Source organism: Pseudomonas sp. UBA3153 (genome assembly GCF_002364635.1).
Classification (GTDB): Bacteria; Pseudomonadota; Gammaproteobacteria; order Pseudomonadales; family Pseudomonadaceae; genus Pseudomonas_O; species Pseudomonas_O kuykendallii.
This window is the reverse complement of the sequence record NZ_DEYR01000002.1, coordinates 62,882-80,520: the sequence shown is the minus strand read 5'-3', so window position 1 is coordinate 80,520 and position 17,639 is coordinate 62,882. Positions and strand designations below refer to the sequence as shown.

The window sequence follows — 17,639 nt, the reverse complement described above, 5'->3', positions numbered from 1 at the left end:
GGCGGTAAAATGCCGGCCAGTATACACAGCACCCCGAGCCGGCCGAAACCTGCCGAACCGTGACGCGAAACCAAGCGGCCCCGCAGAATGCCGGGCCCGCCGTCACTGCCACGGCCGACGATTTTCGATGGCAACTGCCCAGCGCGGCCACCCCGCCGCAACGAATGGAAAATTTCAGGAAGCCTTTCATGAGCGCAACGCCCAAACCCCTGGTTCTGATCATCCTGGACGGCTTCGGTCACAGCGACAGCCCTGACTCCAACGCCGTGCTCGCCGCGCGCAAGCCGGTCCTCGACGGCCTGGTGGCAAGCCAGCCGAACGGCCTGATTTCCGGCAGCGGCATGGACGTCGGCCTGCCCGACGGACAGATGGGCAACTCCGAAGTCGGCCACATGAACCTGGGCGCCGGCCGCGTCGTGTATCAGGACTTCACCCGCGTGACCAAGGCGATCCGCGACGGCGACTTCTTCGAGAACCCGGCGATCTGCACCGCCGTGGACAAGGCTGTCGGCGCGGGCAAGGCCGTGCACATCCTCGGCCTGCTCTCCGACGGCGGCGTACACAGCCACCAGGATCACCTGGTCGCCATGGCCGAACTGGCCGCGCGTCGCGGTGCCGAGAAGATCTACCTGCACGCCTTCCTCGACGGCCGGGACACCCCGCCGCGCAGCGCCCAGGCCTCCATCGAACTGCTGGACGCCACCTTCGCGCACCTGGGCAAGGGCCGCATCGCCACGCTGATCGGGCGCTATTTCGCGATGGACCGCGACAACCGCTGGGACCGCGTGCAGCAGGCCTACGACCTGATCGTCGACGGCAAGGCGCAGTTCACCGCCGACACCGCGGTCGCCGGCCTCGAGGCCGCCTACGCCCGCGAGGAGAGCGACGAATTCGTCAAGGCCACCGCCATCGGTGCGCCGGCGCCGGTGGAAGACGGCGATGCGGTGGTCTTCATGAACTTCCGCGCCGACCGCGCCCGCGAGCTCAGCCGCGTGTTCGTCGAACCCGACTTCAAGGACTTCCCCCGTGCGCGCCAGCCGAAACTGGCCGGCTACGTGATGCTGACGCAGTACGCCGCCAGCATCGACGCACCCAGCGCCTACAAGCCGGAAGCGCTCACCAACGTGCTCGGCGAGTACCTGGCGAAGAACGGCAAGACCCAGCTGCGCATCGCCGAGACCGAGAAGTACGCCCACGTCACCTTCTTCTTCTCCGGCGGCCGCGAAGAGCCCTATGAAGGCGAAGAGCGCATCCTGATCCCGTCGCCGAAAGTCGCCACCTACGACCTGCAACCGGAGATGAGCGCTCCCGAGGTCACCGACCGCATCGTCGAGGCCATCGAGAACCAGCGCTACGATGTCATCGTGGTCAACTACGCCAACGGCGACATGGTCGGCCATACCGGCGTGTTCGAAGCCGCAGTGAAAGCCGTGGAATGCCTCGACACCTGCGTCGGCCGCATCGCCGCCGCGCTGGACAAGGTCGGCGGCGAAGCGCTGATCACCGCCGACCACGGCAACGTCGAGCAAATGAAGGACGCAGGCACCGGCCAGGCGCACACCGCGCATACCTGCGAGCCGGTGCCCTTCATCTATGTCGGCAAGCGCAAGCTGCACATCCGCGAAGGCGGCGTGCTGGCCGACGTCGCGCCGACCATGCTGACGCTGATGGGCCTGCCGATTCCGGCGGAGATGACCGGCACCTCGATCATCACCCTGGACTGATGCCGTCGCGGCCGACACCGCGTCTTTTCGCGGTGTCCGGCCCGCGGCTTGAACCAAGGCGTCCGCGCCGTCCTGGCACCTGTTCACGATTTCGCGAGCTGGAGCGTTATAAGGGCAAGGGGCCCCGCAAAAACACATGAGGAAGCGGAGTTACGAGTGGTAAATGAGCATCCGAACTTGTTTTTGACGCAGTAACGCCAACGTACAGCAGATCGTGAACAGGTTCTTAGGCATACTAACCTCCACTTCTATCCCGGTATCGCTGCACTCCATGCTCCGCATCCTGACCCTCCTGCTTGCCACCCTGTTGCTGAGCCCGGCGTTCGCCGACCAGCGCGCCGAAACCCAGCAACAGCTGGAGGCGGCGCGCAAGGACGTCGCCGAGCTGAAAAAGCTTTTGGAGAAAGTGCAGCAGGAAAAAAGCGGCGTGCAGAAGCAACTGCGCAGCACCGAAACGGAGATGGGCGAGCTGGAAAAGCAGGTCAGGCAGCTCGAAGAGGAGATGCGCAAGAGCCAGGACGAGCTCAAGCGCCTCGACGAAGAGAAAAAAAAACTCCAGGACGCACGCCTTGAGCAGCAACGCCTGATCGGCATCCAGGCCCGCGCCGCCTATCAGAGCGGTCGCCAGGAATACATCAAGCTGCTGCTCAACCAGCAGAATCCGGAGAAATTCGCCCGTACCCTGACCTATTACGACTACCTCAGCCAGGCCCGTCTCGAACAGCTCACCGCGTTCAACGAGACGCTGCGCCAACTGGCCAACGTCGAGAGCGACATCGCCGCGCAAAACGCCCAGCTCAACGAGCAGAAGGACGGCCTCGACAGTCGTCGCGAGCAACTGGTTCAGGTCCGCAAGGAGCGCCAGGAAGCCCTGGCCAAGCTGAATCAGGATTATTCGACCAAGGACCGCAGCCTCAAGGCCCGCGAGCAGGAGCAGGCCGAACTCGGCCAGGTGCTCAAGACCATCGAGGAAACTCTCGCCCGCCAGGCCCGTGAGGCCGAGCAGGCGCGTCAGCAGGCGCTTGCCGAGCAACGCCGCCAGGAAGCCCTGGCCCGCGAGCAGCCCAAGGGCGCGCCGAACAGAACGCCCAGCGCCCCGAGCGGACCGCTGGTGTCCAGCGCCGGGGCCAACTACGGCGGCCCGTTCGGCAGTGCCCGTGGCAAGCTGCCCTGGCCGGTGGACGGACGCATCGTGGCACGCTATGGCACTCCGCGCGGCGACGACGCTCGAACCAAGTGGGACGGCGTACTGATCGGCGCCAGTGCCGGCAGCCAGGTCCGCGCGGTGCATGGCGGCCGCGTGGTGTACGCCGACTGGTTGCGTGGCGCCGGGCTTCTGGTCATTCTCGACCATGGCTCGGGCTATCTCAGCCTGTACGGCCACAACCAGAGTTTGCTGAAAAGTGCCGGCGACATCGTCAAGGCCGGCGAGCCGATCGCCACCGTCGGCACCAGCGGGGGCCAAGAAACCCCCGCGCTGTATTTCGCCATCCGCCAGCAGGGCCGCCCCAGCGACCCCACGCAATGGTGCCGCGCGCAGGGTTAGCGCGTTCATTACCTTGGAGTTCGACATGCTGCACGTGCGCCATCTGCTTCGCCCCACCTCGCTCGCCCTGGCCCTTTCGCTCATCGCGGGCAGTGGCGGCGCCTGGGCGCAACAGCCTCCGGCCTCGATGGCGCCGGCGCCGATGCCTGCCACGCCGGCCGCGCAGGCCAAGGCGCCGCTGCCGCTGGACGAGCTGCGAACCTTCGCCGAGGTGCTCGACCGCATCAAGGCGGCCTACGTCGAGCCGGTGGACGACAAGACCCTGCTGGAAAACGCCATCAAGGGCATGCTCAGCAACCTCGATCCGCACTCCGCCTACCTCGATCCGCAGGAGTTCGAGGAACTGCAGGAAAGTACCAGCGGCGAATTCGGCGGTCTGGGCATCGAGGTCGGTGTCGAGGACGGCTTCATCAAGGTGGTCTCGCCGATCGACGACACTCCAGCGTCCAAGGCCGGCATCGAGGCCGGCGACCTGATCGTGAAGATCGACGGGCAGCCGACCAAGGGCCTGTCGATGATGGATGCCGTGGACAAGATGCGCGGCAAGCCGGGCAGCAAGATATCCCTGACCCTGGTGCGTGGCGAGGGCGGCAAGCCGTTCGACGTCGAACTGGCGCGCGCGGTGATCAAGGTGCAGAGCGTGAAGAGCCAGTTCCTCGAGAAGGGCTACGGCTACGTGCGTATCACCCAGTTCCAGATCAACACCGGCGAGGAAGTCGGCAAGGCGCTGGCCAAGCTGCGCAAGGACAACAACGGCAAGCTCAAGGGCTTGGTCCTCGACCTGCGCAACAACCCTGGCGGCGTGCTGCAGTCGGCTGTCGAGGTGGCCGATCATTTCCTCACCGACGGACTGATCGTCTACACCAAGGGCCGCATCGCCAACTCCGAGCTGCGCTTCTCCGCCGATCCAGCCGATGCCAGCGAAGGCGTACCGCTGGTGGTACTGATAAACGGTGGTAGCGCCTCGGCGGCAGAAATCGTCGCCGGCGCCCTGCAGGACCACAAACGCGGCGTGCTGATGGGCACCGACAGCTTCGGCAAGGGCTCGGTGCAGACCGTGCTACCGCTGAACAACGACCGCGCGCTGAAGCTCACCACCGCGCTGTATTTCACCCCCAACGGCCGCTCGATCCAGGCCCAGGGCATCGTCCCCGACATCGAAGTGGCTCGCGCCAAGGTGACCCCGGAGGGCGACGGCGAGACCTTCAAGGAAGCCGATCTTGCCGGTCACCTGGGCAACGGCAACGGCGGCGCGGACAAGCCCAGCGGGCATCCGAGCAAAACCGAACCGCGCCTGCAGGACGACGACTACCAGCTGAATCAGGCGCTGAACCTGCTCAAGGGCCTGAACCTCACCCGCAGCAAGTAAGCCGGTGCGGGCCTGGCTGCTGCTCCTGCTGCTGGGCGTTTTCGGCCTGGCGCAGGCCGAGCAGGCGAACCCGCCGCCAGGCAAGCGTCCGCGCCTGGCGCTGATCATCGACGACCTCGGGCAGAATCCGCCACGTGACCGCCGCGTGCTGGCCCTGCCCGGTCCGGTCGCGCTGTCCATCCTCCCCGACACCCCGCACGCACGCGAACTGGCACTGGCCGCGCACCGGGCCGGCAAGACCGTACTCCTGCACCTGCCGATGGACCCTGCCGGCGGGCCCTTCTCCTGGCATCCGCAGATGCCCTTACAAGAACTTCACGAGCGTCTCGACGCGGCGCTCGACGCCGTGCCCTACGCGCACGGCCTGAACAACCACATGGGCAGCCGGATGACCGCCGAAGCAGAGCCGATGGCCTGGCTGATGGGCGAGTTGCAGCGCCGCCACCTGATCTTCCTCGACAGCCGCACCAGCCCCGCCACCGTCGCCGCCGCCCAGGCGCAGAAGATCGGCCTGGCCAGCCTGTCGCGCGACGTTTTTCTCGATGACGATCCGAGCCCGCAGGCAGTCGCCCGACAGTTGGCCGCCGGCATTCAGCTGGCCCGCAAGCAGGGCTCGGCGGTGCTCATCGGCCACCCGCACCCGGATACCCTCGCGGTGCTCGAACGCGAGCTGCCGCGCCTGCGCGAACAGGGCATCGACTGGATCGGCATCGACCTTATGATCGCCGTGCGCGGCAATCGGGCGATGGCGGCGCATGGCAAGGGCGGGATCTATCGTTGAGCAGCGGCGCGCCGCGAAGAGCGCACAGGCGCCGTGGGATACGGGCGCGCATCGCCTGCGCGCCCGTGGCCACTACAGGTAGTTGTTGGTCGCGTCCTCGACGAAGCCATCGGCGCGCATGGCGTCCAGGGCTTTCTGCAGGCGCTCGACCACCTCGTCCGGGGTGTCCTTGTTCAGCGCCAGGTACAGCTCGGCGTCGTTGAAGCGCAACACGGTCTGCAGCCCGGTGGCGCCCTCCTGCTTGGCGATGTAGCGGCCGACCGGGTCGGTGGTGGCCCACAGGTCGATCTGCCCCTTGAGCAGCTTGCCGACATTCTCCTGATCGCGCAGGGCGTTGATCGGCTTCATCCCCTGGCTTTCCAGGTGCTGGCTGACCGCGTCGTTCTTGTAGGCGCCGAGCTTGTACTTTTCGGCCTCCTTGAGGCTGGCGACCTTGATCGTGCTGCCAGGCGCCGAGAGCAGTACCCAGCCGGTCTTGGCCAGCGGGCCGACCCACTTGAACAGCGGTTTGCGCTCGGGGGTATAGGTGGTCGAGAAGAGCCCGTAGTTGGGCTTGTCGAGGGCAAGGTTGTAGAGCCGATCCCAGGGGAAACGCAGGGTCAGGGTGTAGGCGATCCCGGCGCGCCTGAACATCTCCCGCACGATGTCGGCACTGATGCCGTCGATGCCGTCGTCGCGGGCGAAGTTCTTGTCGTCGATCGCCATGTTGAACGGCGGGAAGTTCTCGGTCAGCAGGACCACCTTGTAGTCGGCCGGCAGCTCGGCGCGTGCTGCCGAGGCCACCAGCAACAAGCTCAACGTCAACGTCCTTTGCAACGATTTCAGCATGTCAGCACTACTCCAGTGTCTGTCGCCGTGGCGTTTCATCATGAAGGCCAGGCATCGATTACAGGTAGCGACCCAGTATTTCGTCGACGAAACCCTCGGCCCGCATCCGCTCCAGCGTCGCTTGCAGTTTCTGCACCACCTCGTCCGGCACCTTCTTGTTGAGTGCCAGATAGAGCTGAGCGGTGTCGAAACGCAGCACCGTTTTCAGCCCGCTCACACCTTCCTGCCTGGCCAGGTAGCGGCCGGCCGGATCGCCAGTGGCCCAGAGGTCGATCTGGCCTTTCTCCAGCTTCCTGGCGTTTTCCTGGTCGCGCAGCACGGTGATTGGCTGCAGGCCCTTTTCCGCCAGGCGCTCGGCGATCGCGTCGCCCTTGTAGGCGCCGATCCGGTACTTCCCGGCCGCTTCCAGGCTGTCGACGCTGATCGGGCTGTCGCCGCGCGCCAGCAGGACCCAGTCGTCGGGACCGATGGGGCCGACCCACTTGAACGCGTCCTCCCGCTCCGGCAGGCGGGCGGTGACGAACACGCCGTAGTTGGGCTTCTCCTGGGCGAGCCTGTAGATGCGCTCCCAGGGGAAGCGCAGCGTCATGCTGTAGCGGATATCGGCACGCTTGAACATTTCGCGAACGATGTCCACGGCGATGCCGTTGATATTGCTCTCATGGGCGAAATTCTTCCCGTTGATCGCCATGTTGTACGGCGGGAAGTTTTCCGTGAGCAGAACGATGCTGTAGTACTTGTCGATTTCGGCGCGCGCGGTGCCGGCGAACAGTAGCAAGGTGCCGAGCAGCGGCAGCAATACGCGTTTGAGCATGATCTCTCGCAGAACGATGGAGTGGATGAAGGATATCCGCAGCCAGGGCGCGCACGCTGATCGACGGCAAAACGCTGACGCGCGAAAGGCTCGGGCAACGCCCGGTAGCATCGCCCCCGGCGTAGGGGCGATGACGGAAACGGTCAGCGTACGACGATACCGCGGCTGGCCAGGTATGCCTTGGCTTCGGGAACGGTGTATTCGCCGAAGTGGAAGATGCTCGCGGCGAGCACCGCAGCGGCCTTGCCTTCGAGAATCCCGGCGGCGAGGTGCTCGAGATTGCCGACGCCGCCCGAGGCAATCACCGGAATCCCGACCGCCTCGCTGATGGCGCGGGTGACGCCGAGGTCGTAGCCGCTCTTCACGCCGTCCTGATCCATGCTGGTGAGCAGGATCTCGCCGGCGCCGAGGTCTTCCATCTTCCTGGCCCAGGCCACCGCGTCCAGCCCCGTCGGCTTGCGCCCGCCATGGGTGAAGATTTCCCAGCGCGGTGTCTCGCCGGGCGCCGAGACGCGCTTGGCGTCGATGGCGACCACGATGCACTGCGAACCGAACCGCGAGGACGCCTCGCCGACGAACTCGGGGGTGAAGACCGCGGCGGTGTTGATGGAGACCTTGTCCGCTCCGGCATTGAGCAGGTTGCGAATGTCCTGCACCGTTCTGACGCCGCCCCCGACGGTGAGCGGGATGAACACCTGGCTGGCCATGCGTTCGACGGTGTGCAGCGTGGTGTCGCGGCCGTCGACGCTGGCGGTGATGTCGAGGAAGGTGATCTCGTCGGCACCCTGCTCATCGTAGCGGCGGGCGATTTCCACCGGATCGCCGGCGTCGCGGATGTTCTCGAACTGCACGCCCTTGACCACGCGACCGTTGTCGACGTCGAGGCAGGGGATGATGCGTTTAGCCAGTGCCATGGCGACTTCTCTCGTAGGGTGCGCCGTGCGCACCGGTAACCGTCAGCGGTTCGCGCAGCACAGGCGGCCCGCGCGCCCTACCTCAACTATCTAGCCCTTGAAGCCGTCGCAGAAGGCCTGCGCCTCGGCCACGTCCAGCGTGCCTTCATAGATGGCGCGACCGGTGATGGCGCCAACGATGCCCGGCGAGCGCGCCAGCAGCAGCTTCTCGATATCGCCCAGGTTGTGGATGCCGCCTGAGGCGATCACCGGAATGCGGCTGGCCGCGGCCAGGGCGGCGGTAGCCTCGACGTTGCAGCCCTGCATCATGCCGTCCTTGGCGATGTCGGTGTAGACGATCGCGGCGACGCCGTCGGCCTCGAAGCGCTTCGCCAGGTCGACCACCTGCAAGGCGCTGACCTCCGCCCAGCCGTCGGTGGCGACGAAGCCATCCTTGGCGTCCAGGCCGACGATGATCCGGCCGGGGAAAGCGCGGCAGGCTTCGCCGACGAATTCCGGCTGCTTGACCGCCTTGGTGCCGATGATCACGTAGCTCACGCCGGCCTTGATGTAGTGCTCGATGGTCTCCAGCGAACGGATGCCGCCACCGATCTGGATCGGCAGGTCGGGGTAGCGCCGGGCGATCGCCGCGACCACTTCGCCGTTGACCGGCTGGCCTTCGAAGGCACCGTTGAGGTCGACCAGGTGGAGGCGCCGGCAGCCGGCCTCGACCCACTTCGCGGCCATGCTCACCGGATCGTCGGAGAACACCGTGGAGTCGTCCATACGACCCTGGCGCAAGCGCACGCAGGCGCCGTCCTTCAAGTCGATTGCGGGGATGATCAGCATGTTTGTTCCTTCTTCGAAGGCACGCCGGGCAAGCGCTTCGGCGCTGCGAACCCGGGCGGCCCGGCAAGGGTAATCAGGGTTTCTCGAGCGCCCAGAGGTCGCTCTCGATGCTCTCGAAGCGGTCCTTGAGGTGCGCCTGCACGTCGAAGATCGCCTTGTTGTAGTAAAGCGGCGCCACCTCGCGGGCGAACAGATCGAGCACTTCCCGGGCTTCGAACGACCCCAGCTCCAGCTCGAAACGGTCCTCGAGAAAGCGCTTGAGCACCTCGACCGCGGCGCTTTCCTGGGCCGCGTCGAGTTGCAGGATCGGCGTTTTCGCCTTGCGCGCGGTGCTCACCAGCGGCCATCCCAGGCGGCGAAGTTCTGCAGCAACTGCAGGCCGTGGGTGTGGCTCTTCTCCGGGTGGAACTGCACGGCGAAGCGCGAGCCGTCGGCCAGTGCAGCGGCGAATTCCTTGCCGTAATGGCCGCGACCGACCACCTGGCGGGGGTTGCCGGCCTCGATGTAGTAGCTGTGCACGAAGTAGAAGCGGCCGTCGCCGGGGATGTTGTGCCACAGCGGGTGATCGACTTCCTGGCGTACCTGGTTCCAGCCCATGTGCGGCACCTTGAGTGCCTCGCCGTCTTCCTGCATGTCCTTGCCGAAGAAACGCACCTGGCCGGGAAACAGGCCGATGCAGTCGACGCCGCCGTTCTCCTCGCTGCGCTGCATCAGCGCCTGCATGCCCACGCAGATGCCGAGGAACGGGCGGTCGGCGCTGACTTCGCGGACCAGTTCGTCGAAGCCCAGGCGGCGAATCTCGGCCATGCAGTCGCGGATCGCGCCGACGCCGGGGAACACCACGCGGTCGGCCTCACGAATCACGTTGGCATCGCTGGTCACCTGGACGCGGCCGGCACCGACGTGCTCCAGCGCCTTGGCCACGGAGTGCAGGTTGCCCATGCCGTAGTCGATCACGGCGACAGTCTGCATCAGAGGATTCCCTTGGTCGAAGGCATCTGCCCGGCCATCCGCGGGTCCAGCTCCACGGCCATGCGCAGCGCGCGGCCGAAGGCCTTGAACACCGTTTCGATCTGGTGGTGGGTATTGGTGCCGCGCAGGTTGTCGATGTGCAGGCTGACCAGGGCGTGGTTGACGAAGCCCTGGAAGAATTCCTGGAACAGGTCGACATCGAAGCCGCCGACCACCGCGCGGGTGAACGGCACGTGCATCTGCAGGCCGGGACGCCCGGAGAAATCGATGACCACGCGCGACAGCGCCTCGTCGAGCGGCACGTAGGAGTGGCCGTAACGGGTCATGCCCTTCTTGTCGCCGACCGCCTGGGTGAAGGCCTGGCCGAGGGTGATGCCGACGTCTTCCACGGTGTGGTGGTCGTCGATGTGCAGGTCGCCCTTGCACTGGATGTCCAGGTCGATCAGGCCGTGCCGGGCGATCTGGTCGAGCATGTGCTCGAGGAAGGGCACGCCGATGTCGAAACGGGACTTGCCGCTGCCATCCAGGTTGATCGAGACCTTGATCTGGGTCTCCAGGGTATTGCGTTCGACAGATGCCGTACGTTCGGCCATCACCAGCTCCGCGAAATCTCAGGGCGAAAGGGGCGACATTATAGGCCGAACGCAAGGTAGGACGACAGGCCGCAGACGCGGCGCGTCTGGGTGGGAACGGCGGAGCGCGAAAAAGCCGTTTGCGATCCCGCGGGGCGGAGCCGGTCAGGACCTGAGCGGCTCCGCGCGCACCTCCGGCGCGGCGTTACGGCACGGCGCCTTCACTGCCCGCCGGAGGGCCGATGCGCAGCAGATCGTGGCGCTCAGCCGAAGAGTGCAGCGGTTTTCTGCAGGGTTACCCAGACACCCCAGGCCAGCGGGATGCCGACCACCAGCCAGGCGACGATCACCAGCGGCACGCTCGACGGGCTGGCCGACCAGGCCAGCTCACTGACCGGCGCGGACTTCTCGCCGTGGGCGCGCTCGGAGGCCAGTTGCTCGGCGCTCATGAAGTACTTCGGATTCACCGGGCGCACCAACAGGTTGCAGATGAACCCAAGCACCAGCAGGCCGGCGAGGATGTACAGCGTGATGTCGTAGGCAGCGGCACGCTCGACGCCGATCGACAGCTGGTACTCGCGGATGTAGTTGACCAGCACCGGGCCGAGCACGCCGGCGACGGCCCAGGCGGTCAGCAGACGACCGTGGATGGCGCCGACCATCTGCGTGCCGAACAGGTCGGCGAGGTAGGCCGGCACCGTGGCGAAACCGCCGCCGTACATCGACAGGATGATGCAGAACGCGCCGACGAACAGCGCGACGCTGCCGGCGTGGCCGGACCAGGGCACCGAGGCGTAGAGCACGAAGCCGAGGGCGAAGAAGATCGCGTAGGTCGCCTTGCGCCCCAGGTGATCGGAAATCGACGCCCAGAAGAAGCGCCCGCCGATGTTGAACAGGCTGAGCAAGCCGGTGAAGCCGGCGGCGATCGCGGCGATCTGCGCCAGTTGCCCGGCGTCGAGGTCGCCGAAGCTGCCGTCAACACCCAGCAGGCGTCCGCCGAAGACTTCCTGCAGCAGCGGCGAAGCCATGCCGAGGATGCCGATACCGGCCGAGACGTTGAGGCAGAGGACGGCCCAGACCAGCCAGAACTGCGGGGTCTTCCAGGCGACGCTGACGTGCACGTGGCCGTGGGTGATCATCGCGTTTTCGCTTTTCTTCGCCGGCGGCGTCCAGCCTTCGGGCTTCCAGCCGGTGGGCGGAACGCGGTACGACAGCGCGCCGCCGACCATGAACACGAAGTAGATCGCGGCCATGGCGACGAAGCTTTCCCACACGCCGACGCTGGTCGGGGTGGCGAAGTGGCCCATCAGGTTGGCCGCCAGCGGCGCGCCGACCATGGCGCCGCCGCCGAAGCCCATGATGGCCATGCCGGTGGCCATGCCGCGCTTGTCCGGGAACCACTTGATCAGCGTCGACACCGGCGAGATGTAGCCGAGACCGAGGCCGATGCCGCCGATCACCCCGGAGCCCAGCCACATCAGCCAGATCTGGTGCGTGTAGATGCCAAGGGCGGAAATCAGCAGGCCGCCACACCAGCAGACCGCCGAAACCAGGCCGGCCTTGCGCGGGCCCGCGTGTTCCAGCCAGCCGCCCCAGATCGCCGCGGAGCAGCCGAGGAAGATGAAGAACAGCGTGTAGATCCAGCCGAGCATGGAAATCTTCCAGTCGCATTCGGCGGCGAAGACCTGGGCGAGGAAGCCCATTTCCGGAGCGCAGGCCACGGCGCTACCGATGCCTACCGCCTTCGACAGCGGCAACCAGAACACCGAAAAGCCGTAGGCCATACCGATGCAGAGATGGATCGCGAGGGCAGCTGGCGGGACCAGCCAGCGGTTGAAGCCAGGACGGGCGATGGTACGTTCCTTGGAAAGAAACGCAGGCCCGGCCTTGCCAACCGGCAAGGGAGAACTGCTCATGGGTAATTCCTATAGTTGTATGTGCAAGCAAGGCAGGAACAAGCGCGCGGAATTTACCACGACGCATGCGACAACTCACCGCATCGACTGGGAAAATCCAGCGCGACTGGAACTTTCGCCCCGCCAGGCAGACGCATGCAGGTGGGCAACGCGCCATCATCCGTGATTGCGACCGCTCGGCCCTCACCGAATCTCGGCGACCTCACCGGACGACCGACCCGAACAGCCCTTCATGCAGCGAACGCCATGGATAGCATCGATACCCTGATCATTGGCGCCGGCGCCCTCGGCCTGGCCTGCGCCGCCCGTCTCGCCAGCCCGCAACAAAGCGTGCTCATCGTCGAGCGCGAAAAGCTCATCGGCAGCCACACCTCCAGCCGCAATTCGGAAGTGATCCACGCCGGCATCTACTACGAACCGGGCTCGCTGAAGGCCGAACTCTGCCTGGAAGGCCGCGAACGGCTGTACGCCTGGTGCGCCGAGCGCGACGTACCGCACCGGCGGATCGGCAAGCTGCTGGTCGCCGTGGAGGACACCGAACGCGCCAAGCTGGAGAAACTCGCGGCGAACGCCGAGGCCTGTGGCGTCGGCGACCTGCGCGAGATCGGCCAGGCGCGGCTGGCGGAGATGGAGCCGGCGGTACGCGGCGTCGCCGCGCTGCTCTCGCCGAGCACCGGGATCATCGACAGCCACCTGTACATGCACTCCTTGCTGACCGCCGCGGAGCAGCATGACGCGCAACTGGTGCTCGACACCCGCGTCGACAGCCTGCACCACGACGGCGACGGCTGGATCGCCAGCGGCGTCAGCGGCGGCGAGCCGTTCCAGATAAAGGCGCAGCGCGTGGTCAACGCCGGCGGCCTGTTCGCCCAGGACCTCGCCGCTCAGACCGACGGCCTTGGCGCCGCGCAGATCCCGGCCCTGCACCTGTGCCAGGGGCGCTATTTCACCTACGCCGGACGCTCGCCGTTCCAGCACCTGATCTACCCGATGCCGGAAGCCAACACCGCCGGCCTCGGCGTGCACGCCACTCTCGACCTCGGCGGGCAGCTGCGTTTCGGCCCGGACGTGCGCTATCTCGACACCCTCGACTATGGGGTCGACGAAGCGCTGCGCGAACCCTTCGCCACGGCGATCGGCCGCTACTTCCCTGGTCTCGACGCCAGCCGCCTGAATCCCGGCTACAGCGGCATCCGGCCGAAACTCTCCGGCCCCGGCGAGGCGGCCGCCGACTTCGTCATCCAGACGCCCGCGCAACACGGCCAACCGGGGCTGGTGAACCTCTTCGGCATCGAGTCGCCGGGGCTGACCGCCAGCCTGGCGATCGCCGAACGGGTCGCCGCAGCGCTCTGAACGGTCGCGTTATACTGCGGGCCCCCCATGCGTGCGGCTGTTTTGCCGCACGCCTCTTCACCCCGACTACAAGGACTCGTCCATGAAAGCCCTCGGCAAAATCCTGGGTCTGGTCTTCCTCGGACTGCTGCTGCTCTTGGTCGCCCTCGGTTTCGCGTTGACCCACCTGTTCGACCCGAACGACTACAAGGACGAGATCCGCAAGATCGCCCACGACAAGGCCAACCTCGAGCTGACCCTTAACGGCGACATCGGCTGGAGCCTGTTCCCCTGGCTCGGCATCGAACTCCACGAGGCCACGCTGGCCAGCGCCGCGACGCCGAACGAGCCGTTCGCCGACCTGCGCATGCTCGGGCTGTCCGTGCGCGTGCTGCCACTGCTGCGCAAACAGGTGCAGATGAGCGACATCCGCGTCGAAGGGCTCAATTTGACCCTGAAACGCGATGCCCAGGGCAACGGCAACTGGGAACAGGTCGGCCACCCGGCGCCGCAGGCCAGCGGCGAAGCGACGGCCTCCGCGCCCTCCTCCGACGCCGCCGAGCAGCGTGCCGAGGCACCCGCCGAGCCGCTGAAACTCGACATCGACAGCCTCAGCGTGAAGGACGCCCGCGTCACCTATCGCGACGAGCGCAACGGTCGCGAGTTCAACGCCGAGAGCATCGAGCTGAGCACCGGCGCGATTCGCGAAGGCAGCGACATCCCGATAACGCTCAGCGCCTTCTTCGGCAGCAACCAGCCGGTGATGCGCGCGCGCACCGAACTGCAGGCCGACCTGCGCTTCGACCGCGCACTCAAGCGCTACCAGCTGGGCAACGCGCGCCTGTCCGGCGAGGCGTCCGGCGAGCCGCTGCAAGGCAAGACCCTGGCCTTCAGCGCCCAGGGCGAACTGCTCGCCGACCTCGCCGCGCAGATCGCCGAATGGAACAGCCTCAAGCTGACCGCCAATGGCCTGCGCGGCATCGGAGACCTCAAGGTGCGCGATCTGGAATCCGAGCCCAAACTCAGCGGCGGCCTGTCCATCGCCGAGTTCAACCTCAGGGAATTCCTCGAAGGCATCGGCCAGCAACTGCCGCCCATGGCCGATGCCGGCGCGCTGAGCAAAGCCGAGCTGGCCACCCGCCTGACTGCCACCGAGAACAGCATCACGCTGGACAACCTCACGCTGAAACTCGACGGCGGCACCTTCAACGGTTCGATCGCCGTGACCGACCTGGCCAAACGGGCATTGCAGGTGCAGCTCAAGGGCGACCGCCTGGACCTCGACCGCTACCTGCCGCCCACTTCGAAGGACAGCAAGGCCGCCAGTGCCGCGCGCCAGTCGGAAGTCGACGGCAGCATCGCCGCCGCCGGCCGCGGTACCAGCGAGCTGCCGGAGAAACCGTCGCAGCAGGCCTGGAGCGCCGAACCGGCGCTGCCGCTCGACCCGTTGCGCAAACTCGATGCGAAGGTCGATCTCGACCTAGGCCTGCTGACCCTGGACAAGCTGCCGATCGCCAATGCCTCGCTCCGGGGCAATGCCAAGGACGGGCTGCTCGCCGTCGAGGAACTGCGCGGCGACCTGCACGACGGCCGTTTCGACGCCAAGGGCCGGATCGACGCGCGCCAGCCGGAAGTGCAACTCGCCCTGACCAGCCACATCGCCCGCGTGCCGGTGGAGAAGATTCTCCAGCGCAAGGGCGAGGCGACGCCGATCCAGGGCCTGCTCGACCTGAACGCCGACCTGCGCACCCGCGGCAACAGTCAGAAGGCCTGGATCGAAGGACTGAACGGCACTGCCAACTTCAGCCTCAACGACGGCGTACTGGTCGATGCCAACCTTGAACAGCAACTGTGCATGGCCATCGCCACGCTCAACCGCAAATCGCTCTCCAGCGAGCCGCGCGGGCGCAACACGCCGTTCGAGCAGCTCCAGGGCAGCCTGACCTTCCGCGACGGCGTGGCCAGCAACCCGGACCTCAAGGCGCGCATTCCCGGCCTGCGGGTCAACGGCGACGGCGACCTCGACCTGCGCGTGCTGGGCATGGACTACCGCGTCGGCATCGTCATCGAAGGCGACAAGGGCGAAATGCCCGACCCGGCCTGTCAGGTCAATGCGCGCTATGCCGACATCGCCTGGCCGCTGCGCTGCCGAGGCCCACTGGAACTGGGCGCCAAGGCCTGCCGTCTGGACAAGGACGGGATGGGCAAGGTCGCCGCGCAACTGGCCGGAGACAAGCTCAACCAGAAGATCGAGGAGAAGCTCGGCGACAAGGTAAGCCCGGAACTCAAGGACGCGCTCAAGGGGCTGTTCAAGCGATGAGCCCCGAGCAGTTCTCCGCGGCGGTGCTCGACTGGTACGACCGCCACGGGCGCAAGGACCTGCCCTGGCAGCAGGGCATAACGCCCTACCGCGTGTGGGTGTCCGAGATCATGCTGCAGCAGACCCAGGTCGCCACCGTGCTGGAGTACTTCGGCCGCTTCATGCAGGCGCTGCCCAACGTGCAGGCACTGGCCGAGGCGCCGGAGGACGAAGTGCTGCACCTGTGGACCGGCCTGGGCTACTACAGCCGCGCGCGTAATCTGCACCGCACGGCGAAGATCGTCGTCGAGCAGCATGGCGGCGAATTTCCGCGTGACGTGCTCGCGCTGGCCGAACTGCCCGGCATCGGCCTGTCCACCGCCGGCGCCATCGCCAGCCTGAGCATGGGCCTGCGCGCGCCGATCCTCGACGGCAACGTCAAACGGGTACTGGCGCGCTACACCGCGCAGAGCGGTTACCCCGGCGAACCCAGAGTCGCCCGCCAGCTGTGGAGCGCCGCCGAGCGCTTCACCCCGCAACAACGCGTCGGCAACTTCACCCAGGCGATGATGGACCTCGGCGCCACGCTCTGTACGCGCAGCAAGCCGAGTTGCCTGCTCTGCCCGCTGCGCGCCGGCTGCCGCGCGCACCTGCTCGGCCGCGAGGCCGACTTCCCGACGCCGAAGCCGCGCAAGGAGCTGCCGCAGAAGCGCACGCTGATGCCGCTGCTGAGCAACCGCGAAGGCGCCATCCTGCTTTACCGGCGCCCTGCCAGCGGCCTCTGGGGTGGCCTCTGGAGCCTGCCCGAACTGGACAATCTGCAGGCGCTCGAAACCCTCGCTGCGCGGCATTTCCTGCAGCTGGGCGAACGCCGCGAGCTGCCCGGGCTGACTCACACCTTCAGCCATTTCCGCCTGGCCATCGAACCCTGGCTGGTGGAAGTCAGCAGCATGCCCCACGCCGTGGCCGAGGCCGACTGGCTCTGGTATAACCTCGCCACCCCGCCGCGCCTGGGCCTTGCCGCCCCGGTCAAGAAACTGCTGAAACGCGCCGCCGACGAGCTGAACGCAGGAGAAAGCCCATGACCCGCACCGTGATCTGCCGCAAATACAAACAGGAACTGCCCGCCCTCGACCGTCCGCCGTACCCCGGAGCCAAGGGCGAAGAGCTGTTCAACAACGTCTCGAAGAAGGCCTGGGACGAGTGGCAGGCACACCAGACCATGCTGATCAACGAACGTCGGCTGAACATGATGAACGTCGAGGATCGCAAGTTCCTGCAGGCCGAGATGGACAAGTTCCTCTCCGGCGAGGACTACGCCCAGGCCGAAGGCTACGTGCCGCCCAGCGCCTGAGCGAAAACGTAAGCGCCCGTTCTGATTAAATATTTTTCTTCACCTCGCTTGACAGGGCAAAGCCAAATCCGTTTAATTGCGCCCCGTTGCCCAGGTAGCTCAGTCGGTAGAGCAGGGGATTGAAAATCCCCGTGTCGGCGGTTCGATTCCGTCCCTGGGCACCACCTTCCAGTTTCAGGTGGTGCTTGAATCAACTGAAACCTTAAAGAACCGGCCCCAGGGCCGGTTTTTTATTGCCTGCATTTTGACCTCGGGCAAATCCGATGAACGCGCCCGCTTTCGAAGCGAACTCCCCATTTCCAATGTGCCATTATTGGCGCCCCAAGAGCGCCGCCCTTCACGTCACGGAAACCCCTACCGGCGGGAACGGCTCTATCACAGGCAACGTGG

At 66.3% G+C, this 17,639-nt stretch carries 16 protein-coding genes and 1 tRNA gene; 9 read left to right on the top strand and 8 right to left on the bottom strand.

The window, feature by feature from the left end; genetic code table 11:
- Positions 1–188: 188 nt before the first annotated feature.
- The 4 genes from gpmI to B2X67_RS00550 all read left to right on the top strand — a co-directional run bounded on the left by gpmI (position 189) and on the right by B2X67_RS00550 (position 5,420).
- On the top strand, positions 189–1,724 hold the full coding sequence (gpmI, locus tag B2X67_RS00565; protein ID WP_286784285.1) for a 2,3-bisphosphoglycerate-independent phosphoglycerate mutase: 1,536 nt from the start codon (positions 189–191) through the stop codon (positions 1,722–1,724).
- 271 nt (positions 1,725–1,995) lie between these two features.
- Positions 1,996–3,270 carry a murein hydrolase activator EnvC family protein gene (locus B2X67_RS00560; protein WP_286784284.1) on the top strand — a complete coding sequence of 425 codons (1,275 nt, stop codon included), beginning with the start codon at positions 1,996–1,998 and terminating at the stop codon, positions 3,268–3,270.
- A 34-nt stretch (positions 3,271–3,304) separates the two neighbouring features.
- Positions 3,305–4,639, top strand: coding sequence for a S41 family peptidase (locus B2X67_RS00555; RefSeq protein WP_286784338.1), 1,335 nt, complete (start codon positions 3,305–3,307; stop codon positions 4,637–4,639).
- Positions 4,640–4,643: 4 nt separating this feature from the next.
- A complete protein-coding gene (locus B2X67_RS00550; protein WP_376747736.1) occupies positions 4,644–5,420 on the top strand; it encodes a divergent polysaccharide deacetylase family protein in 777 nt (258 codons plus the stop codon).
- Positions 5,421–5,492: 72 nt separating this feature from the next.
- On the opposite strand, the gene B2X67_RS00545 is transcribed toward B2X67_RS00550, so the two are convergent.
- The 8 genes from B2X67_RS00545 to B2X67_RS00510 all read right to left on the bottom strand — a co-directional run bounded on the left by B2X67_RS00545 (position 5,493) and on the right by B2X67_RS00510 (position 12,264).
- Entirely contained in the window at positions 5,493–6,248 is a 756-nt protein-coding gene (locus B2X67_RS00545) for a substrate-binding periplasmic protein (RefSeq protein ID WP_282340988.1), read from the bottom strand.
- A 58-nt stretch (positions 6,249–6,306) separates the two neighbouring features.
- On the bottom strand, positions 6,307–7,062 hold the full coding sequence (locus B2X67_RS00540; RefSeq protein WP_282340986.1) for a substrate-binding periplasmic protein: 756 nt from the start codon (positions 7,060–7,062) through the stop codon (positions 6,307–6,309).
- A 143-nt stretch (positions 7,063–7,205) separates the two neighbouring features.
- Entirely contained in the window at positions 7,206–7,976 is a 771-nt protein-coding gene (gene hisF / locus B2X67_RS00535) for an imidazole glycerol phosphate synthase subunit HisF (protein ID WP_090225555.1), read from the bottom strand.
- A gap of 90 nt (positions 7,977–8,066) precedes the next feature.
- On the bottom strand, positions 8,067–8,804 hold the full coding sequence (gene hisA / locus B2X67_RS00530; RefSeq protein ID WP_286784283.1) for a 1-(5-phosphoribosyl)-5-[(5-phosphoribosylamino)methylideneamino]imidazole-4-carboxamide isomerase: 738 nt from the start codon (positions 8,802–8,804) through the stop codon (positions 8,067–8,069).
- A 73-nt stretch (positions 8,805–8,877) separates the two neighbouring features.
- Positions 8,878–9,141 (bottom strand): DUF2164 domain-containing protein, encoded by a 264-nt coding sequence (locus B2X67_RS00525; protein ID WP_273232616.1) that lies wholly within the window; start codon positions 9,139–9,141, stop codon positions 8,878–8,880.
- Positions 9,138–9,776, bottom strand: a complete 639-nt coding sequence (hisH, locus tag B2X67_RS00520) for an imidazole glycerol phosphate synthase subunit HisH (protein WP_282340980.1) — start codon at positions 9,774–9,776, stop codon at positions 9,138–9,140. Before hisH ends, B2X67_RS00525 begins: the two co-directional genes overlap by 4 nt.
- Positions 9,776–10,369, bottom strand: coding sequence for an imidazoleglycerol-phosphate dehydratase HisB (gene hisB / locus B2X67_RS00515; protein ID WP_090225550.1), 594 nt, complete (start codon positions 10,367–10,369; stop codon positions 9,776–9,778). Before hisB ends, hisH begins: the two co-directional genes overlap by 1 nt.
- 242 nt (positions 10,370–10,611) lie before the next feature.
- Positions 10,612–12,264, bottom strand: a complete 1,653-nt coding sequence (locus B2X67_RS00510) for an OFA family MFS transporter (RefSeq protein WP_286784282.1) — start codon at positions 12,262–12,264, stop codon at positions 10,612–10,614.
- A 246-nt stretch (positions 12,265–12,510) separates the two neighbouring features.
- On the opposite strand from B2X67_RS00510, the gene B2X67_RS00505 reads away from it, so the two are divergent.
- From B2X67_RS00505 to B2X67_RS00485, 5 genes are all read left to right on the top strand, one after another.
- Positions 12,511–13,617: an NAD(P)/FAD-dependent oxidoreductase gene (locus B2X67_RS00505; RefSeq protein ID WP_286784281.1), complete on the top strand. Its 1,107-nt coding sequence runs from the start codon at positions 12,511–12,513 to the stop codon at positions 13,615–13,617.
- 82 nt (positions 13,618–13,699) lie between these two features.
- Positions 13,700–15,916, top strand: a complete 2,217-nt coding sequence (locus tag B2X67_RS00500; protein ID WP_286784280.1) for an AsmA family protein — start codon at positions 13,700–13,702, stop codon at positions 15,914–15,916.
- Positions 15,913–16,980, top strand: coding sequence for an A/G-specific adenine glycosylase (gene mutY / locus B2X67_RS00495; protein WP_286784279.1), 1,068 nt, complete (start codon positions 15,913–15,915; stop codon positions 16,978–16,980). Before B2X67_RS00500 ends, mutY begins: the two co-directional genes overlap by 4 nt.
- Positions 16,977–17,249 carry an oxidative damage protection protein gene (locus tag B2X67_RS00490; RefSeq protein ID WP_090225542.1) on the top strand — a complete coding sequence of 91 codons (273 nt, stop codon included), beginning with the start codon at positions 16,977–16,979 and terminating at the stop codon, positions 17,247–17,249. Before mutY ends, B2X67_RS00490 begins: the two co-directional genes overlap by 4 nt.
- A gap of 88 nt (positions 17,250–17,337) precedes the next feature.
- Positions 17,338–17,413, top strand: a tRNA-Phe gene (locus tag B2X67_RS00485).
- Positions 17,414–17,639 lie beyond the last annotated feature (226 nt).

Bases quoted from the DNA above. Each gene is read 5' to 3' on its own strand.
- hisF (WP_090225555.1), bottom strand. From the start codon at position 7,976: ATGGCACTGGCTAAACGCATCATCCCCTGCCTCGACGTCGACAACGGT.
- B2X67_RS00490 (WP_090225542.1), top strand. From the start codon at position 16,977: ATGACCCGCACCGTGATCTGCCGCAAATACAAACAGGAACTGCCCGCC.
- mutY (WP_286784279.1), top strand. From the start codon at position 15,913: ATGAGCCCCGAGCAGTTCTCCGCGGCGGTGCTCGACTGGTACGACCGC.
- hisB (WP_090225550.1), bottom strand. From the start codon at position 10,369: ATGGCCGAACGTACGGCATCTGTCGAACGCAATACCCTGGAGACCCAG.
- B2X67_RS00505 (WP_286784281.1), top strand. From the start codon at position 12,511: ATGGATAGCATCGATACCCTGATCATTGGCGCCGGCGCCCTCGGCCTG.
- B2X67_RS00540 (WP_282340986.1), bottom strand. From the start codon at position 7,062: ATGCTCAAACGCGTATTGCTGCCGCTGCTCGGCACCTTGCTACTGTTC.
- B2X67_RS00500 (WP_286784280.1), top strand. From the start codon at position 13,700: ATGAAAGCCCTCGGCAAAATCCTGGGTCTGGTCTTCCTCGGACTGCTG.
- gpmI (WP_286784285.1), top strand. From the start codon at position 189: ATGAGCGCAACGCCCAAACCCCTGGTTCTGATCATCCTGGACGGCTTC.
- B2X67_RS00545 (WP_282340988.1), bottom strand. From the start codon at position 6,248: ATGCTGAAATCGTTGCAAAGGACGTTGACGTTGAGCTTGTTGCTGGTG.
- B2X67_RS00510 (WP_286784282.1), bottom strand. From the start codon at position 12,264: ATGAGCAGTTCTCCCTTGCCGGTTGGCAAGGCCGGGCCTGCGTTTCTT.
- hisH (WP_282340980.1), bottom strand. From the start codon at position 9,776: ATGCAGACTGTCGCCGTGATCGACTACGGCATGGGCAACCTGCACTCC.
- hisA (WP_286784283.1), bottom strand. From the start codon at position 8,804: ATGCTGATCATCCCCGCAATCGACTTGAAGGACGGCGCCTGCGTGCGC.
- B2X67_RS00560 (WP_286784284.1), top strand. From the start codon at position 1,996: ATGCTCCGCATCCTGACCCTCCTGCTTGCCACCCTGTTGCTGAGCCCG.